At 43.8% G+C, this 20,786-nt stretch carries 19 protein-coding genes; all 19 read left to right on the forward strand.

Going from position 1 to position 20,786, the window contains the following annotated elements; all coding sequences use genetic code 11:
- Nucleotides 1-8 precede the first annotated feature (8 nt).
- Complete coding sequence (gene mtnA / locus K360_RS0105495) at nt 9-1,019, forward strand: S-methyl-5-thioribose-1-phosphate isomerase (protein WP_034326292.1); 1,011 nt, start codon at nt 9-11, stop codon at nt 1,017-1,019.
- Nucleotides 1,020-1,051: 32 nt separating this feature from the next.
- A complete protein-coding gene (locus tag K360_RS0105500; RefSeq protein WP_024822181.1) occupies nt 1,052-2,293 on the forward strand; it encodes an adenosylhomocysteinase in 1,242 nt (413 codons plus the stop codon).
- Nucleotides 2,294-2,296: 3 nt separating this feature from the next.
- Complete coding sequence (locus K360_RS0105505; RefSeq protein WP_024822182.1) at nt 2,297-3,580, forward strand: amidohydrolase; 1,284 nt, start codon at nt 2,297-2,299, stop codon at nt 3,578-3,580.
- Nucleotides 3,581-3,601: 21 nt separating this feature from the next.
- Entirely contained in the window at nt 3,602-6,250 is a 2,649-nt protein-coding gene (gene alaS / locus K360_RS0105510; protein ID WP_024822183.1) for an alanine--tRNA ligase, read from the forward strand.
- A 2-nt stretch (nt 6,251-6,252) separates the two neighbouring features.
- A complete protein-coding gene (ruvX, locus tag K360_RS0105515; RefSeq protein WP_024822184.1) occupies nt 6,253-6,669 on the forward strand; it encodes a Holliday junction resolvase RuvX in 417 nt (138 codons plus the stop codon).
- A gap of 3 nt (nt 6,670-6,672) precedes the next feature.
- On the forward strand, nt 6,673-9,249 hold the full coding sequence (mutS, locus tag K360_RS0105520; RefSeq protein WP_024822185.1) for a DNA mismatch repair protein MutS: 2,577 nt from the start codon (nt 6,673-6,675) through the stop codon (nt 9,247-9,249).
- A complete protein-coding gene (mutL, locus tag K360_RS0105525) occupies nt 9,236-11,002 on the forward strand; it encodes a DNA mismatch repair endonuclease MutL (protein ID WP_024822186.1) in 1,767 nt (588 codons plus the stop codon). The genes mutS and mutL overlap by 14 nt, the downstream gene beginning before the upstream one ends.
- The gene (miaA, locus tag K360_RS0105530) at nt 11,002-11,958 is read left to right on the forward strand and encodes a tRNA (adenosine(37)-N6)-dimethylallyltransferase MiaA (protein WP_024822187.1); all 957 of its coding nucleotides are present in this window, start codon (nt 11,002-11,004) and stop codon (nt 11,956-11,958) included. Before mutL ends, miaA begins: the two co-directional genes overlap by 1 nt.
- An 11-nt stretch (nt 11,959-11,969) precedes the next feature.
- Nucleotides 11,970-12,791 carry a 4-hydroxy-3-methylbut-2-enyl diphosphate reductase gene (gene ispH / locus K360_RS0105535; RefSeq protein ID WP_338025002.1) on the forward strand — a complete coding sequence of 274 codons (822 nt, stop codon included), beginning with the start codon at nt 11,970-11,972 and terminating at the stop codon, nt 12,789-12,791.
- A 22-nt stretch (nt 12,792-12,813) separates the two neighbouring features.
- Nucleotides 12,814-14,319 carry a 30S ribosomal protein S1 gene (locus K360_RS0105540; protein WP_024822189.1) on the forward strand — a complete coding sequence of 502 codons (1,506 nt, stop codon included), beginning with the start codon at nt 12,814-12,816 and terminating at the stop codon, nt 14,317-14,319.
- Between the two features lie 74 nt (nt 14,320-14,393).
- Nucleotides 14,394-14,894 (forward strand): peptide deformylase, encoded by a 501-nt coding sequence (gene def / locus K360_RS0105545; protein ID WP_024822190.1) that lies wholly within the window; start codon nt 14,394-14,396, stop codon nt 14,892-14,894.
- Nucleotides 14,891-15,826, forward strand: coding sequence for a methionyl-tRNA formyltransferase (gene fmt / locus K360_RS0105550; RefSeq protein WP_024822191.1), 936 nt, complete (start codon nt 14,891-14,893; stop codon nt 15,824-15,826). Before def ends, fmt begins: the two co-directional genes overlap by 4 nt.
- A complete protein-coding gene (locus K360_RS0105555; RefSeq protein WP_024822192.1) occupies nt 15,819-16,595 on the forward strand; it encodes a DEAD/DEAH box helicase family protein in 777 nt (258 codons plus the stop codon). The genes fmt and K360_RS0105555 overlap by 8 nt, the downstream gene beginning before the upstream one ends.
- A gap of 41 nt (nt 16,596-16,636) precedes the next feature.
- Entirely contained in the window at nt 16,637-16,855 is a 219-nt protein-coding gene (locus K360_RS0105560) for a 4Fe-4S dicluster domain-containing protein (RefSeq protein WP_024822193.1), read from the forward strand.
- Between the two features lie 24 nt (nt 16,856-16,879).
- Entirely contained in the window at nt 16,880-17,944 is a 1,065-nt protein-coding gene (gene vorB, locus K360_RS0105565) for a 3-methyl-2-oxobutanoate dehydrogenase subunit VorB (RefSeq protein ID WP_024822194.1), read from the forward strand.
- 13 nt (nt 17,945-17,957) lie between these two features.
- Nucleotides 17,958-18,704 (forward strand): thiamine pyrophosphate-dependent enzyme, encoded by a 747-nt coding sequence (locus K360_RS0105570; RefSeq protein ID WP_024822195.1) that lies wholly within the window; start codon nt 17,958-17,960, stop codon nt 18,702-18,704.
- 12 nt (nt 18,705-18,716) lie between these two features.
- Nucleotides 18,717-19,277, forward strand: coding sequence for a 2-oxoacid:acceptor oxidoreductase family protein (locus K360_RS0105575; protein ID WP_024822196.1), 561 nt, complete (start codon nt 18,717-18,719; stop codon nt 19,275-19,277).
- Nucleotides 19,278-19,823: an NUDIX hydrolase gene (locus tag K360_RS0105580; protein ID WP_024822197.1), complete on the forward strand. Its 546-nt coding sequence runs from the start codon at nt 19,278-19,280 to the stop codon at nt 19,821-19,823.
- 66 nt (nt 19,824-19,889) lie between these two features.
- A complete protein-coding gene (locus K360_RS0105585; RefSeq protein ID WP_024822198.1) occupies nt 19,890-20,771 on the forward strand; it encodes a tyrosine-type recombinase/integrase in 882 nt (293 codons plus the stop codon).
- Nucleotides 20,772-20,786 lie beyond the last annotated feature (15 nt).

Below are 20,786 nucleotides of genomic sequence, written 5' to 3' on the forward strand. Positions count from 1 at the left end.
AGAGGTAGATGGCGTTGCCTTCACCAGTTTCTTGGGATGCAGAGAAAAACAGGCTCAAAATTCTAGATCAAAGACAGCTTCCATGGAAGGTGTCTTTTCTCTTTTGTAGTTCGTATCTAGATGTCGCCGAAGCCATAGAGACTTTAGCTGTTCGTGGAGCGCCGGCTATAGGAGTTACAGCTGCATATGGAGTGGCCCTGTCTGCCCTACATGGGGAGAAAAAAAGCGTAGATTTGGCGTTGAAAAGACTTGCTTCCACCAGGCCTACGGCTGTTAACCTTTTTGGGGCACTTCATAGAATGAAAAAACGAGCGGCAACGTTAGGTAGCAAGGTTTTGTTTACAGGACTTCTAGAAGAAGCCCATAAAATTTTAGAAGAGGATTTAAAGGCGAATCGACAGATGGGCGAATTGGGGCAAACCTTATTCCCTCAAAAATCTATAGTTTTAACCCATTGTAACGCTGGGGCTTTAGCAACTGCTGGATATGGCACTGCACTTGGAGTTCTGCGAGCTGCTCGGGAACATGGGAAAGAGATCAAGGTTTTTGTAGACGAAACTCGGCCAGTTTTTCAGGGAGCCAGGCTAACAGCGTGGGAGCTCCTTCAAGATGGTTTCGATGTTACTGTAATTTGCGATAATATGGCGGGGGCATTAATGCAAAAAAACGCCATTACTTCTGTTATTGTGGGGGCCGACCGGATTGCTGCCAATGGAGACACAGCGAACAAAATAGGTACCTATAGTCTTGCTATTTTAGCCCATTACCATCAAATCCCTTTTTATGTTGCAGCTCCTACAACAACCATTGATTACTCTGCGAAGGCTGGCTCTCATATTTGTATAGAGGAGAGGGATGGTACTGAAGTTCGAACTTCTTTGGGGAGTCCCCTTATTCCAGATTCTTTTCCTGTTTGGAATCCCGCTTTCGATATAACCCCTTCGCAGCTCATTTGCGCTATTATCACTGAAAAAGGCGTGGTATTCCCGCCTTTTATTGAAAATTTGGCGAAGCTATAACAATCAGTTCTTATCCAAGGAGGAGTATTCTTATGAAGGATCGCATTGCGAACATATCATTGGCTCCAAGTGGCTATAAAAAAATCCGGTGGGCGTGGCATTTTATGCCGGTTCTCAATGCTTTATCGGAGGAATTTTCTTCTACTCAGCCTTTTCAGGGGATGACTCTTGCTGCGTGCTTACATCTTGAAGCCAAAACGGCATGTTTGCTCCTTACCCTTAAAAAACTTGGAGCTGAAGTATGGACTGCTGGAAGTAATCCTCTTTCCACTCAAGACGATATTTGTGCCGCCTTAGTTTCTGAAGGGATCCATGTTTTTAGCCATCATGGAATGACGGAGAAAGAATATACAGAAAATTTAAGAGATGTTCTTACGTCTCGCCCTCAAATTCTTATCGATGATGGTGCGGATCTAACTGCTATCCTTCACGCGGAATTTTCTCATCTTGTATCAAGCGTTCGAGGAGGAGCAGAGGAAACTACCACAGGGGTCAAAAGACTTAAAGCCATGGAAAGGGAAGGCCTTTTAAAGATCCCTTTTCTTGCTGTAAATGACGCATATAGCAAATTCCTTTTCGATAATCGCTACGGCACTGGACAATCGGTGCTCGATGGCCTTATGCGAACTACGAACATGCTTATTGCTGGGAAAAAAGTGGTAGTTGCGGGGTATGGATGGTGTGGTCGAGGTGTGGCCATGCGAGCTCGCAGCATGGGAGCCACTGTGATTGTTGTGGAGACAGATCCTCACAGAGCCTTTGAAGCTCTCATGGATGGGCATCAAGTAATGGATATGAAGCAGGCAGCTCCTTTGGGGGATATTTTCTTAACTTTGACAGGAAATACTCGTGTGATTCGACGTGAACATTTTGAGCTCATGAAGAGTGGCGTGATTTTAGCAAATGCCGGGCACTTCGATGTGGAAATCTGTAAGGAAGATCTATTATCTCTAGCTTGTTCTGTAGAGTCGACACGAGATAATATCGAGACTTTTACTTTCCACGATGGTCGGAACGTTCATCTTCTTGGCGAGGGACGGCTTGTAAATTTAGCCTGTGCTGACGGTCATCCTATTGAAATTATGGATTTGAGTTTCGCATTGCAGTTGGAAGCTGCTCTGTACCTGGCTACGAATAGTATGAAGCCAGGTGTTTATGGAATACCTCTGGCTCTTGATCGTCGCGTTATGGAAGTTAAACTTGCGTCAATGAATATTTCGTTGGAGAGCCTTACTCCTGAACAGGAAAAATATATGAAGAGCTGGGAGGAATAATACATGGCCTGTCTCTTTAAAAATGTTTACGCCTATGACGGACAAATGTCTCATGCCTATCTCTGTGATGTACTCGTAGAAAAAGGCTATATCTCTCGAATAGAAGGAGCGGGAAGAATAGCAGAGGAACACTTTTCTCTTATAGATTGTGATGGCAAAAAAGCACTACTCCCAGGTTTTGTGAATGGGCATACTCATGCTGCAATGACTCTTCTTCGAGGGTTAGGGGAAGAAACGCCTTTGATGACATGGCTTAAAGAGCAGATTTGGCCTATTGAAGCCAAATTGACTCCAGAGCGAATCTATTGGGGGACAGCTATTGCCCTTTTGGAGATGGCCTCGTGTGGGGTTACTTGTTTTGCCGATATGTATTTTGAAATGGATCAAGTAGCTCAGGCGGCAGAGATGATGGGGATGAAATGCGGTCTTTCCAGAGGGCTTATTGGTGATGACCCGAAACGAATTGAGGAGAATCTAATCCTTATCGATGAATGGCATGGGAAAAACGGACTTATAACGGTTCAACTTGGCCCTCATTCTCCTTACACTGTTCCTATGGCCGCCATGAAGACTATTGCATCTTTGGCAATAGAACGGAACGTTCGAGTTCATACACACTTCCTGGAAACGGAGTGGGAGTTATCATATCTTGAAGACGAGCTTCATTGTCATCCTGTTGATTATTTAGAGAAAGTTGGTTTGCTTGAAACCCCTGGAACGATACTTGCTCACGGCGTGTGGTTCCCAGTAGAAGACATTTCGTCTCTTATTGGCACAAATGTGACTATCAGTCATAATCCAAATAGCAATTTAAAGCTTGGTAGCGGAATTATGCCTCTTCCCCAAATGCTCAATGCAGGGCTTCATGTTTCTTTAGGGACAGATGGGGCTGCCAGCAACAATAGGCTTGATATTTGGGAAGAAATGCGCCATGCCGCTTTGATCCATAAAGGAGTACATAAAGATCCTACCATCGTCAAAGCCAAGGAACTTTTAAACATGGCAACCCTTTGGGGTGCTCAGAGCCTTGGGTTTGGAAAAACAGGATTGATTCGGGAAGGCTGGGATGCGGATCTTGTTTTAATTGATCTCGATACCCCTCACTACCTTGGCTTTGACGAGGAGAATCTTCCCGTATATATTGTCTATGCGGGATCTTCAGCCGATGTGGAGGCGACCATGGTGAAGGGGCGATGGATATATTTTAATGGAGAATTCCCCTCAGTTGACAGGGAAGAAATATTATCTCAGGCTGCAGAGGCCCGTAAAAATTTGATTCGTAAGTAATGTGAAAGAAGGGGAGAATAAATGCACTGGAGAACAGGGAAAGAAATACGCTCTCTATTTGTTGACTTCTGGATATCGAAAGGGAGCAAACATTGCCCTAGCTTTTCATTAATACCGAATGATCCTACATTGCTTTTTACAATAGCTGGTATGGTCCCATTTAAGCCTTACTATTTAGGGATTGAGCAGCCAGATTTTACGCGAGCAGTAACTTCTCAGAAGTGTGTTCGAACAAATGATATAGAAAATGTAGGACGTACAGCACGACATCATACGTTCTTTGAAATGTTGGGGAATTTTAGTTGGGGAGATTATTTTAAGAGGGAAGCGATTACGTGGGCGTGGGAATTCCTCACTGATGTTATAGGCCTTGAACCTGAGCGTCTTTACGCTACCATCTACAAAGATGATGAGGAAGCTTACTCTGTCTGGAGGAATGAGGTCGGACTTCCAAACGAGAGAATCTATCGCTTCGATAAAGATGAAAATTTCTGGTTTATGGGCAATGTTGGGCCGTGTGGTCCTTGTTCTGAGATTATTTACGATCAGGGGCCGGACTTCTCTTGCGGAAAACCTACTTGTGCTGTGGGATGCAGCTGCGATAGATATTTGGAGATATGGAATCTTGTCTTCACCCAGTTTGATCTTCAGGAAGACGGAAGCCTCAAACCACTACCTAAGAAAAACATAGACACAGGGATGGGCTTAGAGCGACTCACGTCTGTCGTTCAAAGAGTGAGAACTGACTTTGAAACAGATTTATTTAAACCTTTAATTGATCATGCCTGTTCCATGACCGGCGTTACATATGGGGCTTCTCGTTCTGATGATCTTGCAGTGAGAGTCATAGCGGATCATGTACGTTCCGTTGCATTTATGATCGCTGATGGAATATTGCCCTCTAACGAGGGGCGTGGATATGTTTTGCGCCGCTTGATACGCAGAGCAGCTCGTTACGGGAAACTTCTCGGCTTGGATCGTCCCTTTTTACTTGATTTCCTGCCAGATGTCCTTCAGCTCATGGCGGATCCGTATAGAGAACTTGTGGACAACCGTCCAATGATTGAACAAATTGTAGCTATGGAAGAAAAACGTTTCGGGAAAACTTTACAGCAAGGTACTGAGTTGATAGATCAGGAAATTTCTTCTTTGAAAGGCCAAAGAGGGCACGAGCTTTCTGGTGCGGTGGCCTTTGAACTGTATGATACGTATGGTTTCCCTCTCGAATTGACAAAGGAAATCTGTGCAGAGAACGATGTTGATATTGATGAGAAGGGTTTCCAGGAAGAGATGGAGAAGCAGAGAGAACGTGCACGTGCCTCTAGCAAGCAAATAAGCAGTGAAATGAAGGGAGATGTTTATTCTCTCATAGCAGCGGATATAGGGCTTACAGCTTTTGAAGGATACACTCTATCTGAACAGGAGACAGAGGTTCAGGCCTTAATTAAAGACGGGCAACAGATACATACTCTTTCTGCTGGAGAACGTGGCGAAGTTGTTTTGAAAGCCACTCCCTTTTATGCAGAACGAGGAGGACAAATAGGAGATCAGGGTTTTTTGATTGCTCCTGGAATGAAAGCTCATGTTCTTGATACGACTGTCCAAACCGCTAATCTCATCGTTCACTCTGTGTCTGTTCTTGAAGGGGCTTTATCAAAAGGAGCTATAGTTAAAGCGTCAGTCAATAAAGAGCGCAGAGATGCAATTCGCAGGAATCACACGGCCACCCATCTCCTACACGAGGCTCTCTCAAGGGTATTAGGAAATCATGTTCGTCAGGCAGGCTCCTTAGTCAACGAACATTTTTTGCGTTTCGACTTTACTCATTTCGAACAGTTGTCAAGGGAACAAATAGATGAGGTAGAAGAAATTGTAAATAAGCGAATTCTCGATAATATCCCCCTTGAGTTTCTGGAAAGTAGTTTGGAAGAAGCGAGAACTATGGGTGCGAAGGCTCTTTTTGATGAGAAATATGGAGATGTTGTACGGGTTGTACGTATCCCAGATTTTTCGATGGAACTGTGTGGTGGCCTCCATGTAGATGCTACTGGTGATATTGGGTTGTTCAAAATTGTTCGAGAGGAAGGAATTGGAGCTGGGACTCGACGCATTACAGCCATAACAGGGATGGAAGCGCTGAAGAAATATCAACAGAATTTTAAAGTCTTGGATAGCCTTTCAAATATGTTGGCCCTTACAGATTCTTCCTTATTGGTGGAGCGGATAGATGGGATGCAAAATGACATTCGAAACCTTACACGGAAGATAGAAGAACTTCAATTGAACAATTTGGCTGCAACTATGGATACATCTGTTCGTTCCGAGAAATATCCTGACGGGACCACTCTTTCTACAGGGAGTTTTAAGAATGTTCCCATAGATATGCTACGGGAGTTAGGGGATCGTATTAAAGCTAAAACGAAGAAAGTTGTTATTGTTCTCTTTACAAAAACAGGAGAGGGCAGTATACAGCTTATAGCTATGGCTGATAATGAAGCTGTGGCTGGAGGCATACACTCTGGGAAGATTGTACGAGAAGCTGCTGGAATTCTTGGTGGCGGTGGCGGTGGAAAACCCTCTATGGCTCAAGCAGGAGGGAAAAACCCGGAAAAAATTGCCGAAGCTATTGATGCTGTTAAATCTCTAGTGAAGAAACAGTTGGAAGCTTGATAATGGAGCGCATTTTGGCTCTTGATATTGGAACCAAAAGGATAGGTGTTGCTGTATCCGATCCCCTGGGAATGTTTGCTCAGGGGATCGGTTATATTCCAGCAAAAAAAGAATGGCTGGAAGATCTCGATCGACACGTAGCTCACTTTAACCCAACTGTTATTTTAATAGGTTTGCCATTGCGTACCAATGGACGTTGCGGCCCAGAGGCAGAAAAGATTCAATGCATAGCCAAAGAAATTGCTGATAGATATGCTAATATTTCAATTCAGCTTTGGGATGAGCGTTTCACAACCACACTAGCTCAGCAGGCCTTGTTGGAAGGAGATGTCTCCCGCAGTAAAAGACGGGAAAAAGTAGATCAACTGGCAGCGGTACTTATTCTTCAGAATTATCTTGATTACAGGAGAGGTGTGTAATATTTGAAACTTCCTCCTAACGTAAAAATGACACCGATGCTTTCCCAATATGTGAAATGGAAAGGAAAATATCCAGATTGCCTCCTTTTTTTCCGAATGGGAGATTTTTATGAGATGTTTTTTGATGATGCTCATATAGCCTCAGAGGTTCTGGATATTACATTGACCAGTCGAGACCCTGAAAAGAGCATTCCTATGGCAGGAGTTCCCTACCATGCAGTGCATAATTATTTGGGACGGCTTATTAAAGCTGGATATAAGGTGGCCATTTGCGAACAGATGAGCGAGCCAGATGGGAAAACCCTTGTCGAGCGCGAAGTGATTCGCATCGTTACTCCCGGAACATATGTTCCAGAAGATGCGGGAGAGGAAGGACGACTCGCAGCTCTTTCCATCATAAATGATGACAGAGTGGCTCTGGCCATGCTTTTAGTAGATACAGGGCGTCTTGAAATGGGGACCCTCGCTACAGAAGAGGCTCTTTCTGTCCTTACCGCCTTTAATCCAGGAGAAGTGCTTATAGAAGATACGACACAGAAGGATGCCCTCCCACCAGAGCTTCAGGAATTCTTTTTACTGAAGCGTTCTCGTGAACATTTCGTACCAGAAAGTTCTACTCGATGGTTATGTCAAATGTTGAATGTTCCTTCTCTGAGTGCCTTTGGGGTTGATGATGGCTCTTCAGAATGTGGTTGCGCTGCTGCTGTGTTGCGTTACTTGGAAGAGACCCAATTCGGAGCTATTCATCATATTACGCGTCTTTTCCCTTTAAGAGAGCAAGCATATCTTTATCTTGACACCACATCTCAACGTAACTTGGAGTTGGTGGACAGTGATGGCCCTACGTTATACTCGGTGCTCAACAAATGTAAAAACCCTATGGGGCGCCGTTTGTTGAGGCAGTGGATTCTTCGCCCATTACTTGATGTCACAGAGATTCATAAGCGGCAAGAAGGGGTAGAGGAACTTTTACAAAATGCCACATTGCGTATTAATCTTCAGAAGACACTAAGTTTGTGCCGAGATATAGAGCGAGCGTCCTCTCGATTAAGTCTTGGAACGGGAGGGCCTCGAGATCTTGGAGCTATCCGAGACACACTTCAGCTTTTACCAGAAATACTTGAGCTGTGTATGAGCGGATCTCTTTCGTCATATGTTGAAAAGAATGAACAGTTATTAACACTCAGGACTCTTTTGTCCTCCTCTCTTAACGACGAGTTGCCACGAAGCCTTCAAAGCGGTGGCGTCATTCGTTACGGATATAATGAGGAGCTTGATTCTTGGCGGGACGTGAAAGATCATGCTGATGAATGGTTAGGAAAATATGTGGAGAGAGAAAGAGAAAAGACAGGCATTCCGAAACTAAAAGTAGGAAGCAACAAGGTTTTTGGTTATTATCTGGAAGTAACTCGAAGTAACGCAGACAAAGTCCCTGAAAACTATATACGCAAACAAACTCTTGTTTCTGCTGAGCGTTTTATAACTACAGAACTCAAAGAATTTGAGGAAAAAATGGTGGTTTCCGAGCAGAAAATAGTAGATATAGAGGGTGTCCTTTATAAGGAACTCGTGAAAAAGACTTTAACTCATATCATGGAAATACAAGATGCCGCCGCCATGATAGCGCAACTCGACGTTTTAGCATCGTTGGCTCAGGTTGCTTGGGAGCGAAATTATATTCGTCCAGATCTTGACGAAAGTCTTGAGATACATATAGCAGGAGGGCGTCACCCCGTTATAGAAGCTACTTTTTTGGATCAGCCTTTCGTGCCTAATGATGTAGACCTTGATGGAGAGGGCATTCGGATCGCTCTTATTACAGGGCCTAACATGGCGGGGAAATCCACATATCTTCGTATGGCAGCTCTTCTTGTTATTATGGCTCAAATGGGATCTTTTATTCCTGCATCCTCTGCAAAAGTGGGAGTTGTAGACCGAGTTTTTACTCGGATCGGAGCTCGAGATGAGTTGGCTCGCGGAAACAGTACTTTTATGGTGGAAATGATCGAGACAGCTAATATTCTCCATAACGTAACAGATAGAAGCTTAGTGGTGCTTGATGAGGTTGGGCGAGGCACATCTACTTACGATGGAATGAGTATTGCATGGGCTGTTCTTGAATATCTTCACAATGATTGTAATGCACGCCCAAAAGTTTTTTTTGCTACACATTATCATGAGTTAGTGGATTTGGAGAAAAAACTATCTGGGTTGAAAAACTATAGTATGGCAGTTCATGAAGGAGGGGAAGGGATTACTTTCCTCCATAAAATAGTTGAGGGACCAGCTGATCGTTCCTATGGGATAGAAGTGGCTCGCTTGGCAGGTATCCCTTCTACAGTTTTAAAGAGGGCTTTCCATCTCCTCGAAACTTTTGAAAAGACGGAAGAGATGAAACCTCTTCCTCTGGTGAATGAACCGAGTCATCAGATAAGCCTTTTTCCTGTAACCAGTCAGGCTATAATTGAAGAACTAGCTACGATTAATCCAGATAAAACGACGCCTTTCAGAGCTTTAGAGCTCTTATATAAGATTACAGATCGCTGTCGAGAGGAGCTTCGAAAAAATGGGGATTTGTAAACTCTCAAAAGAGATAGCTCTCAAAATAGCTGCGGGAGAGGTTGTAGAGCGCCCAGTATCTGTTGTAAAAGAAGCTATAGAAAACTCTTTGGATGCTGAGGCCTCCCGCATTCTTATAACTCTTATGGAAGGTGGAAAAACATCTATCGTAGTAGAAGACGATGGGGTAGGAATTACCTGGGAAGACATGCCTTTGCTCCTTACTCGATATGCGACAAGTAAAATCTCCTCCCTTGAGGATCTCTCTCATATAGGTACCTTAGGATACAGAGGTGAAGCTTTGGCAAGTATTGCTTCCGTCAGTTGTATAGATATTCGGAGCAAGGTAAGGGGCGCTGAAATTGGTGGGCTTCTTCAGGCAGAAGGGGGTACTATTACATGCTTGGATCAGCTCCCATGGAAAGAAGGAACGCGGGTTCAAGTCGAGAACCTTTTCTTTAACTTTCCTGCCCGTAAGAAGTTTCTGCGGAGCAGTTTGGCGGAACTTAAGAGAATCTCCACGGTGGTGCGAGATTATGCTGTCGCGTATCCTAGCGTTTCCTTTTCACTTTACCATAAAGGAAATAAAACATTTGAATCTCTGGGAAATGGCGAGCGTATTAAAGTTTTACAATCTCTTTGGGGGCTAGCTCCCGAGATACGGTCTACTGTAGTGCAATGTGGTTCTGTTTCTCTGGAGTGTTGGTGGCAACCAACTCCAGGTCGGCAGCGTAATTCCATTACTACCTTTGTCAACGGAAGAAGTGTTTCTGACCCCCTTATCAAAGGAGCAGCTTCAGTAGCTTGCAAGGACTTATCAGGGAACTGGATGCTCTTTTTTTCTCTGCCAGCCGATTTAGTGGATGTGAATATTCACCCTGCCAAAGCAGAGATACGGTTCCGGTATCCTTCCGAGATTTTTGAAGTGGTAAAGGCCGCTGGTCAGGATTTGCAAAGCAGAGCTACAAAACTTTTTGTGTTCCCTGATCATCCAGCCATGCTAGGGGAAGACAATAAAAGAGACGTTCCTTTGCCGCACTCTTACACTCCCTGTATGTTAGCGCCTGATAATTTTTTTACACGAGTTTCTTCTCCAGGTGACATTCTAAAAATAAAAACAGGAAGCGATTCCTCTATTTCTTCTTTAAGTAGTGACGATGTGGAAACGGAAAGAAAATTTCTTGACGATTTTTCTTCCAGATCGCAGGTTCGATTTATATCTCAAATGGCATCAGGATATCTTCTTTTTGAGCATAACGGGGCTTTAACTCTTATGGACCCCCATGCAGCTCATGAACGAGTGAAATATGAGGAAATAGTACGCCAGATAGCAGAGCATGGAGTTGTTTCTCAAAAATTGGCACCTTCTCTCCCTATCCCTCCCTCTCTTGCTACAGATGCAACAGAGTATTTAGATAAATTGAGAGAAGCAGGTTTTTCTTTTGAGACGGAGAATGGACAGCTTTTACTTTCATCAGCTCCCGATCTCCAAATAGAAGGAGGAAGCGGCCCTTTATTTCTTTTGAGAACAGCTATATTGATGTGGCAAGAGACAGGATCTCGATCGATTGATGACGTTCTTTGGAGGAAATGGGCTACGGCAGCCTGTAAAAAAGCAGTTAAAATTACAACCCGATGCTCGCCCCAAGAAGCACTTCATCTTTGGGCATCTCTTCATTTATGTTCAAATCCAGCTGTGTGTCCTCATGGTCGCCCTACTACTTTAACGCTAGAAGAACTACAGATCGAACAATATTTTGGGAGGGAAAAATAATGAATATCCCCCATCAGCTTATTGCTATTATAGGCCCTACTGCAGTAGGAAAAACTCAACTGAGTCTCTATTTGGCGGAGAGGCTTAATGCTGAAATTATCTCTGTAGACTCAAGGCAAGTTTATCGTTATATGGATGTTGGAACTGACAAGGTATCTCCTGAAATTCAACGTCACATCTTACATCATCTTTTAAATGTGGTAGATCCTGACGAAATTTTTTCGGCAGCTGATTTTGTTGAAAGAAGCATGTCTTGCATAAAACGTATCGCAACAAGAGGGCACGTGCCTTTATTTGTAGGGGGGACCCCTTTCTATTATCAGGCACTTTTCGAGGGAGTGTTAACGCAGGATCTTCCTCGTGATAGAGACGTGACTGATGAGCTTGAGATGTTTGCGCAGCAGCAAGGCAATAGCGCTCTCCATGCTAAGTTAGCCGATGTAGACCCGGTCAGAGCGTCACAGCTTCATGAAAATGATGTGCGTAGGGTAAGCAGAGCTCTTGAAATTTATACTCTTACAGGAAAAACTGCTACATGGTGGTACTCTCAGGGGAAGGAACGAGGCGCTCAATTTTGCCCCCTCTATATCGGATTGAATAGGCCTAGGCCTTTATTGTTTCAGACAATAGAAAAACGTGTTCGTGAACAATTTTCTACTGGATTTGTCGAAGAGGTAGAATGGCTGCTTGCTCATGGTTTTGATGAACGTTTCCCATCTATGCAAGGTTTTGGTTATAAAGAAATTGTTGAATATCTTAGAGGTTCCATTACGAAGGAAGAGGCAATAGAGGGAGACATTAGCGCCACTAAAAAATTTTCCAGAAGGCAGATGACATGGTTCAAGAAGTTTTCCCCAACTCTGTGGTATGATATCTCAGATAGAAACATAGAATCTCTATCAAGCGAGGTTTATGATGCTTGCTTAAGGCATCTTGAAAGGGGCAACGAAATCTGAGTCGTGTTATTATAGCAAACCCGACGGGGTTTTGTTTTGGTGTACGAAGGGCTATAGAAGCATTGGAAGACATTCTAACAAAAAGAGGCTTAGTATACTGTATTGGTATGCCCATACATAATCCCCAAGAAGTAGACCGTTTAGTCCGAAAGGGGCTTGTCGTTGTTGATTCTCCTGAGTTAGTTCCACCCTCGTCTCAAGTTTTCGTTAGAGCTCACGGTATATCTCCTACCCTTTTTTCGGTTCTAAAACAGCGGAGTACATGCGTTATTGACGGAACATGCCCTTTTGTAAAAAAAGCCCAGGAACGCGCCAAACATTTGGCAGAAAGTGGCTATTTGGTCTGTATTGTCGGAGATGCGAGTCATCCGGAAGTAAAGGCCTTGCTAGGAACGGTAGGAGGGCATGCGATTGTTGTTCGAAATATAAACCAGGCAAAAGATATTGGTAAAATTTCTAAATTAGGGGTAATATCACAAACGACACAAGATGAAAAAGATTTTTCCTCTATAGTGGCAGAGCTAACACTTCATACAAAAGACATGCGAATATATAATACGATTTGTAATGCCACGCGGGCTCGACAGAATGCAACACGGGAACTAGCAAAAGTAGTGGAAGGTATTATTGTAATTGGTGGAAGAAATAGTGCCAATACTGGTAAACTTTACGATATTGCCAAATCTACGGGGGTTGACGTCGTCTGGATAGAGCACGCCCAAGAGTTGGATAGGGGGTGGTTATCGGGAAAGGCCCGAATAGGAATAGCTGCTGGAGCCAGTACTCCGGATTGGCTAATTCATCAACTGAAACAAACTATGGCGATCACGTAGGAGTCAAGGGGGATGGAAGGTTATGGTAGAAGAAATGATTAATAATGAGTTTGAAGGAACTGAAAATCTTGAGAGCATGGAGACCATGCTTAAAAATTATGAAGTTGAGGAAATCCACAAAGGTAAGGTCGTAACCGGAACTATTGTGGGAGCCACGGATGATGGGTGGCTTGTGGATGTAGGATATAAATGTGAAGGTTTTCTTCCCAGAAGAGAATGGTCACATAAAATTTTGGTGGAAGAAGAAGATGAGCCTTCTGTAAATGATGAAGTACAGGTGCAGGTCATTAACGTTCGCCACGGCGAAGATGCACAGCTTCTAGTAAGTAGATGGCGCTGTGAGTTCGACAGCAGATGGGCAGAATTGGAGAACTACCTTTCCTCCCATGAACTCATTACAGTGAGAGGGCTCCGCAAGGTTAAAGGTGGCCTTATGGTAAATTGCTTTAACCTTGAGGGCTTTATTCCTATCTCTCACCTTGCTGAAGAAGGTCGAGGCGTAAATCCCGGCCGTTTTGTTGGTGAAGTTTTTGATGTGAAATTGCTGGAAAAAGATCGCCGTAAACGGAGACTCGTCCTTTCCAGACGTCTTCTTGTGGAAAAAGAAGTAGAAGAAGAAAGAGAGAAGTTCTATGCTTCAGTAGCAGAAGGGGACATCCTGGAAGGGAAAGTAAGTAGTATTACTTCTTTCGGCGTATTTGTCAATCTTGGCCCTATCGACGGTCTCGTACATATTAGTGAGCTTTCTTGGAAGCGGAATATAAAGCCCAAAGAAGTAGCTAAAAAAGGAGACACAGTGAAGGCCAAAGTCATTGGCATAGATAAAGAAAACAATCGCATTTCTCTCAGTATCAAACAAACTCAGCCAGACCCTTGGACTCTTGTTGAGGAGAACTGGAAGTCAGGAGATAGGGCTAAAGGTCTTGTAACCAATGTTACGAACTTCGGCGTTTTCGTAGAAGTAGAGCCTGGCATAGAGGGTCTCATTCATATTGGCGATCTGAGTTGGGCTCGCATTAAGCATCCGAGAGAAGTTCTGAAAAAAGGGCAGGAAGTAGAAGTTATAGTCCTAGAGGTTGATGCTGAGAAGAAACGCATGAGCCTTGGATACAAGCAGCTCCATGACCCTTGGGCTGGAATAGAAGACCGCTATTCTAAAGGACAGGATCTTACTGTTAAAGTTGTACGGCTTGCAGATTTCGGGGCTTTTGTTGAGGTTGAAGAGGGAGTAGAGGGACTTATTCATATCTCCCAACTCAGCACAAAACGAGTAGACAAGCCTGAAGATGTTTTATCTGAGGGAGAAGAAATTCTCGCTAGGGTCATTGAAATTAACCCCGCAGAGCGACGAATGAGATTAAGCATCAGCGCTCTTTACGAAGAAGAGATCCGCAAGCAGCGAGAAGAGGAAAGGAAGAAGAAACAATCTCAGAAAGAAGAAGAGCACAAACACAAACAGCAAACCTTCCATGAAGAAGAACCCTCCATTACGATAGGGGATGTACTTAAAGATATTCTCAACAAATAAGAAGTTCAGGGGCTGCTCTTCATGCAGCCCCTTTTCATAAGAATGCATAAACATAAATAAGAGGGGCGAAATTTATGGGAACGCTGCAAATTAGAAAATACCCTGACCCAATTCTTCGGCGTGAGACTGAACCTGTAGAAGAGTATGGGCCAGATTTAGTAGAACTTATAAACGAAATGAAAACTATTATGTTAGAAGAGGATGGGGTCGGCCTAGCCGGTCCACAGGTGGGGCTTCCCAAAAAAATAGCTGTTGTTTTTTACGAGGGTACGCTCTATGTTTTGATTAACCCTGTTCTTATTTCTAGTGAGGGCGAACAAGCAGGAGAAGAAGGATGTCTCAGCTTCCCTGGCATATATGGAAATGTGGTGCGCCCACGCAATGTTGTGGTCGAAGCCCATGACGAGAAGGGCATTAAGCGCACGTTAGAAGCGGACGGATTTTTAGCGAGAGCTTTTCTTCATGAGATGGATCATCTAGAAGGAAAGCTTCTCATTGATCACTTTTCCCCTCTTAAAAAAAATATTATTCGTAAAAGAATGCGACAACTGGAAAGGGATGAAAGGCAACGATGATCTCTTGGTTTATTGGGGCCGGTTCTTTCGCAGCTCTTTGTCTTCGTCATTTAACTACAGACTATGGTATGGCTTTCGATAAGATTATTACAAGTGAGCCAACACGGGGAGGACGAGGAATGAAAGAAAGACCATCTCTTGTGGAAGAGGTAGCCAAGGAACTAGGATTTCCAGTCTGTAGAACAGGAAAATTATCGCAAGATAACGGCTTAAAGGAAGCTTTGCTCACATCTATGCCAGATATAATTGTGGTAGTTGATTTTGGGCAGAAAGTTCTTGATCCTTTCCTTAGTGTTCCTCGTTGGGGTTGTTTAAATATTCATCCTTCCTTGTTGCCTCAATATAGAGGTGCCGCTCCAGTTCAACGTGCAATTATGGATGGATGTCAAGAAACAGGGGTTTCGGTCTTTAGACTTGTCGAGGAAATGGACGCCGGTCCAATCTTGGGACAAAAACGTATTCCTATCGATTCTCATATAACATCTGGGGAGCTTTTCCAGATTTTAGCCAAAGAAGGTGGCAATTTACTGAAAGTAGTTGTAAAATCATGTATCGATGGGAATAGTGAGGTAAGAGAACAAAATTCTAAATTAGCCTCCTATGCACCGAAAATAGAGAAAAGAGAGACTTATCTTGATTGGAATCAAAAAGCAGCACATTTTCATAACCTAGTCCGAGCCTTAAATCCCCAGCCTGGTGCATATGTGCTTGTTAAAGGGCGGCGGCTCAAAATATGGAAGACAGCTTTAGGCGATACTTTCTCTGGTTCCCCTGGGGAAGTGGTTGGCTTCCATGATGAGTTCCCAGAGATAGGGGTGAACGAGGGTTCTGTTCTTCTTCTTGAAGTCCAACCGGAAGGGCGACGTGTCCAGTCAGGAGCAGAGTGGAGTAGGGGTATCCATCTCAAGAAAGGGGACTATTTAGATGGCTAGTCACGAAGAGGTTCTAGCACGTCTTGTTGAGCGCTACGATTGGCCAAAAGCGGTAGCTGTGACAGGAGCCCTTGGTTCTGGAAAAACAGAGTGGGTACTTAATTTAGCGGTGGGACTTCAGGCTGCTGGAGATAAAGTCACGATTGCCGACATTGACATCATTAATCCGTATTTTTGTATCCGCCAAGTGTCTGAAACTCTCGAAAGTAAAGGCCTTTCTGTAATTACTATCCCTGATCAGGGAAAATGGTTAGATATGTCTCTTGTCACTCCTAAAGTTGATTGGGCCCTTCATGATGAAACAAGCCGTTTGCTTATGGATATAGGCGGAGATGCTGAAGGTGCTTTAGCTCTAAAACAATTCGAGCCTATCATAAAAAAAGTAGGCTATCGTTTAATTCTTGTAGTAAATTCTTTTCGTCCTCAGACCTCTACAATTTTTCGCATAAAGAAAATGATGGAAAAAATGGAAAATATTTGTGGCCTTGAAGTTAATGCCCTCATTTGTAATTCTCACCTTATGAAGGAAACGACAGTAGCAGATGCTGTAGAGGGTATTCAAACGGTAATTGAGGCTGGTCAAGCTTTGGAACTTCCCGTTCTATACGCAGGTGTGGATTCTACCCTTGCTTCGGCAGTGGAGAAAAAGTTGGATGATCTTTCTATCTCTGTTCCCATATGGCCTCTTTCCAGATATATGCTTCTCCCGTGGGAGGATGGCTATATGTGGTCAAGTAGAAAGTTAAATGAGGATAAATCCCATTCGTAGAAAACCAAACGTATTAAAAAGTGGAAGGGGTGTGTCTCGTAATGGCAAAGGGACGAATTCAGGTTCTTGAAGAGTATTGCAAAAGCTGTGGGCTTTGCGTAGCTGCCTGTCCCGTCAAAGTTCTCCGAATATCGGAGAAGATCAATAGTAAAGGGCACAGACCGGTGGAGCAGTTCAAAGAAGGGTGCATTGGATGCGCTATGTGTGCAACTACATGCCCTGATGCCGCGATCGAAGTTTATAAGATCGTTGAAGGCTAACGTTTTTCTGGAGGTGGAAAACTTATGGGACGAGTGCTAATGAAAGGAACTGAAGCCATAGCGGAAGCCGCTATTCAGGCTGGCTGTAAGTTCTTCTTTGGATATCCCATCACGCCGCAAAATGAGATTCCCGAATATATGTCTGCTCATCTTCCGGAAGTTGGCGGGACTTTTGTTCAGGCAGAGAGCGAAGTAGCAGCTATTTACATGATCATGGGTGGCGGTGCTACGGGACATAAAGTGATGACGACCTCTTCTAGCCCTGGTATCTCCCTTATGTCTGAAGGGCTAACATATATGGCTGGTTGTGAGATTCCGGCTGTTATAGTGAATGTTATGCGTGGTGGGCCTGGCTTGGGCGGAATCCTTCCTTCTCAAGCAGACTATCTTCAGGCCACAAAGGGCGGGGGTAATGGAGACTATAATTTGATCGTTCTAGCTCCCAGCACGTTGCAGGAAGCAGTAAACTTGACCCAATTAGCTTTTGAGCTATCACAGAGATACAGGAATCCTGTTATGATGCTTGCCGACGGCTTCATGGGGCAGATGATGGAAGCTGTGGAAATAAAGCCTTATACAGATAAGGATATTCCTGACAATACTACATGGGCTCTCGGATATATGGAGGAGCGAAAAGGGCAAAAAAGTGCCCTGAAGAGTTTATATCTCTCTCCTGAGGCTCTGGAAGATCACAACATCAATCTTCAGAAAAAATATGCACTCATCAAAGAACGAGAAGTTCGTTGTGAATCTTACCTAACAGAAGACGCCGAACTTGTTATAGCTGCCTATGGAACTACTGCCCGTATTTCTCGCTCTGTTATTAATAATCTTCGTCAAGAGGGGCATAAAGTAGGACTGATTCGTCCTATTACCCTTTGGCCATATCCCTACGCAGAGTTTAAAAAACTGCCTGGATCTGTCAAGCACATTTTGGTAACAGAAATGAACTGCGGTCAGATGATAGATGATGTCAAAGTCGCAACAGAGAGTAAAATACCTGTGTCTTTCTATGGTCGAACAGGTGGCATGTCGCCCTCTGTTAAGGAAATTGAGACTCAGTGCAGGAAATTACTCGGTCTGGAGTAGGGAGGGATATGTAATGAAAGAAGTTAAAGTGTATGAACGCCCCAAAACATGGATGCCTGAGGTTCATACTCACTATTGCCCTGGCTGCGGACATGGAATAGCTCACCGTCTTATATGTGAGGTTATAGATGAACTTGGTATTCAGCAGGATGTTATTGGAGTAGCGCCAGTAGGCTGTGCTGCCATGATGTACGATTACTTTGATACTGATTTTTGTGAGGCAGCCCACGGTCGTGCACCAGCAGTCGCTACAGGATTGAAACGAGTGCGTCCCGATAAAACAGTTTTTACCTATCAGGGAGATGGGGATTTAGCCTCTATCGGTACAGCTGAAATAGTACATGCTGCAAATCGGTCTGAGAATATCACAGTGATATTCATAAATAACGCCATCTACGGCATGACCGGTGGACAAATGGCACCTACAACTCTTATTGGACAGAAAGCTACAACGTGTCCATTGGGGAGAGATCCCAAGGTAAACGGATATCCCATTAGAGTCTGTGAGCTGCTAAACGCATTGGCGGCACCTGGCTATATAGAGCGTGTCACAGTAGCTCAGCCTAAATACATTATTAAAGCTAAACAGGCTATAAAAAAGGCCTTCCAGTACCAATTAGATGGCAAGGGCTTCTCTTTTGTAGAAATTCTCTCTTCTTGCCCCACAAACTGGGGGATGCGCCCAGTGGAAGCTTTTGAGTGGACTATTAACAGTATGATGCCATACTATCCTCTCGGTTTATTTAAAGATTACGAGTAGGGGGCGGGATGAATGACAAAGATCGATAAAAGTCTTATAGCCGCTGGTTTTGGAGGGCAGGGGGTTATGGTTCTCGGCCAGCTTGTTGCGTATACTGGGATAGAAGAAGGAATGCATGTGACATGGATCCCTTCCTACGGGCCTGAAATGAGGGGTGGGACAGCTAACTGTGGCGTGGTGCTGAGCAGCGAGGAAATAGCCTCCCCTGTGGTAGCAGAAGCTGATGCTGTCGTTATTATGAACCAGCCTTCTCTAACAAAATTTGAAAAATTTGTTAGAAAAGGCGGTGTCCTTCTTTATAATAGCGATCTTGTTACATACGCTGCTCCTCGAAAAGATATCACTGTCATTCCAGTTCCTGCAAATTCAGTAGCAATAGAACTCGGGAGCGATAAAGTAGCGAATATTGTAGCGCTAGGTGCCCTCGTAGAGGCTACTTCTATAGTTAACCCTCTTGTATGCATAGAGACGATTAAAGAAAAACTGGGGAAGAGAAAACCTAAGTTCCTTCCCATGAATCTCGAAGCCTTTGAAAAGGGAAGGGAAATAGTCAGAAAGGTCCTTGGAAAGTAAATGGGTGCTATCGAAAAAGTTCTATCACGAAATCTTATCTATCGTGGGAAAATTATAGACCTTCGTATAGACAATGTTCAACTTCAATCTGGTCGGAAAACAATCCGAGAGGTAGTGGAGCATGAGCCTGCAGTAGCTATCATTCCTCTCACGGAAAAGAATGAAGTGCTTCTCGTACGGCAATATCGTCATCCTCTTGGAGAGGATATCCTTGAAATTCCTGCAGGTATTGTTGAAGAAGGTGAAACCTTTCGAGACACTGCGGAACGAGAATTGCAGGAAGAGGTGGGATATCGTCCTAATGACCTTGTAGAAGTTGGCAAGTTCTATACATCTCCAGGTTTTAGCGATGAAGTGATCGTTGTTTTTGTAGCTAGGAAACTAGTTCCATCTATTCTTGATGGAGATGAAGACGAGTGCATTGAAGTCGAATCTGTTCCTCTCAATGACGTGCCAGAACTTTTAGGTAGCGGAAAGATTAAGGACTGTAAAACATTTGCCGGGCTCTCATGGCTTCTTTATAAACATAGCCGGAGAGAAATATAGAGGCCTAAGAATGTAGGGGCTGGTAGATCCAGCCCCTACTTGTTTATATTTATATGAGTGATATCAATGAATAATAATTATGTCCAATTACTAAATGATTTTCTCGATTATTTGTTCCTCGAAAGAGGTTGTAGCGAAAATACAATCTTAGCTTATCAGCGTGATATTACTGCATGGGTGAGTTTCTGCGAAGAAAAAAGACTTTCCCCCTTCCCACCCACTCCCAGCGCATTAGAAGGGTATCAAAAGAAACTAGCTTTAGAGGGTAAAAAACGTTCCACACAACAGCGATCTATAGCAGCTCTTCGTTCGTGGTTCAAATATTTGGAAATGGAAGAATTAATTGATGAAGAGATTGAACTTCCCGCTCTTCCCTTTAAGGGGAAAAATTTGCCTCGCATCTTGAGCGAAGGAGAAGTGGAAAGAATTCTTCATGCTTGTGCAGGAGATACATTTCTTGAAGTACGAGACAGAGCACTTTTGGAGACTGCGTATGGATGTGGATTGAGGGCGAGCGAACTGTGCTCTTTGCAAATAAAAGACTTAGATTTTTCTAGTAAAACTCTTCGTGTCTTGGGCAAAGGGAACAAAGAAAGAGTGATCCCTTTTCTGGGAGAAGTGAGCCGAAGAGTGCAACTATATGTAGATGCATTCCATAAATCTATCTTTGTGCCAGAGCTTTTTCTCTCTGTAAACGGGAAACCTCTTCAACGAGTGGATATATGGCGGATAATTAAAAAGAGAGGGAAAACTGCAGGTATTCCTTCCAGTCGTCTTTATCCCCATATCCTCAGGCATTCCTTTGCTACCCATTTGCTACGAAGAGGAATGGATTTGAGAACCTTGCAGGAGATATTGGGGCATGCCTCTATTGCTACAACAGAAAAATATGTTCATTTTGACCTGGAACTCAGAGACATATATGATAAGGCTCATCCAAGAGCTTAATTTTTAGGAGGTGCT

It is taken from the genome of Aminobacterium mobile DSM 12262 (assembly GCF_000526395.1).
GTDB classification, from domain to species: Bacteria; Synergistota; Synergistia; order Synergistales; family Aminobacteriaceae; genus Aminobacterium; species Aminobacterium mobile.

Coding starts and splice junctions, on each gene's coding strand:
- mtnA (WP_034326292.1), top strand. CDS start 9: ATGGCGTTGCCTTCACCAGTTTCTTGGGATGCAGAGAAAAACAGGCTC.
- K360_RS0105500 (WP_024822181.1), top strand. CDS start 1,052: ATGAAGGATCGCATTGCGAACATATCATTGGCTCCAAGTGGCTATAAA.
- K360_RS0105505 (WP_024822182.1), top strand. CDS start 2,297: ATGGCCTGTCTCTTTAAAAATGTTTACGCCTATGACGGACAAATGTCT.
- alaS (WP_024822183.1), top strand. CDS start 3,602: ATGCACTGGAGAACAGGGAAAGAAATACGCTCTCTATTTGTTGACTTC.
- ruvX (WP_024822184.1), top strand. CDS start 6,253: ATGGAGCGCATTTTGGCTCTTGATATTGGAACCAAAAGGATAGGTGTT.
- mutL (WP_024822186.1), top strand. CDS start 9,236: ATGGGGATTTGTAAACTCTCAAAAGAGATAGCTCTCAAAATAGCTGCG.
- miaA (WP_024822187.1), top strand. CDS start 11,002: ATGAATATCCCCCATCAGCTTATTGCTATTATAGGCCCTACTGCAGTA.
- K360_RS0105540 (WP_024822189.1), top strand. CDS start 12,814: ATGGTAGAAGAAATGATTAATAATGAGTTTGAAGGAACTGAAAATCTT.
- def (WP_024822190.1), top strand. CDS start 14,394: ATGGGAACGCTGCAAATTAGAAAATACCCTGACCCAATTCTTCGGCGT.
- fmt (WP_024822191.1), top strand. CDS start 14,891: ATGATCTCTTGGTTTATTGGGGCCGGTTCTTTCGCAGCTCTTTGTCTT.
- K360_RS0105555 (WP_024822192.1), top strand. CDS start 15,819: ATGGCTAGTCACGAAGAGGTTCTAGCACGTCTTGTTGAGCGCTACGAT.
- K360_RS0105560 (WP_024822193.1), top strand. CDS start 16,637: ATGGCAAAGGGACGAATTCAGGTTCTTGAAGAGTATTGCAAAAGCTGT.
- vorB (WP_024822194.1), top strand. CDS start 16,880: ATGGGACGAGTGCTAATGAAAGGAACTGAAGCCATAGCGGAAGCCGCT.
- K360_RS0105570 (WP_024822195.1), top strand. CDS start 17,958: ATGAAAGAAGTTAAAGTGTATGAACGCCCCAAAACATGGATGCCTGAG.
- K360_RS0105575 (WP_024822196.1), top strand. CDS start 18,717: ATGACAAAGATCGATAAAAGTCTTATAGCCGCTGGTTTTGGAGGGCAG.
- K360_RS0105580 (WP_024822197.1), top strand. CDS start 19,278: ATGGGTGCTATCGAAAAAGTTCTATCACGAAATCTTATCTATCGTGGG.
- K360_RS0105585 (WP_024822198.1), top strand. CDS start 19,890: ATGAATAATAATTATGTCCAATTACTAAATGATTTTCTCGATTATTTG.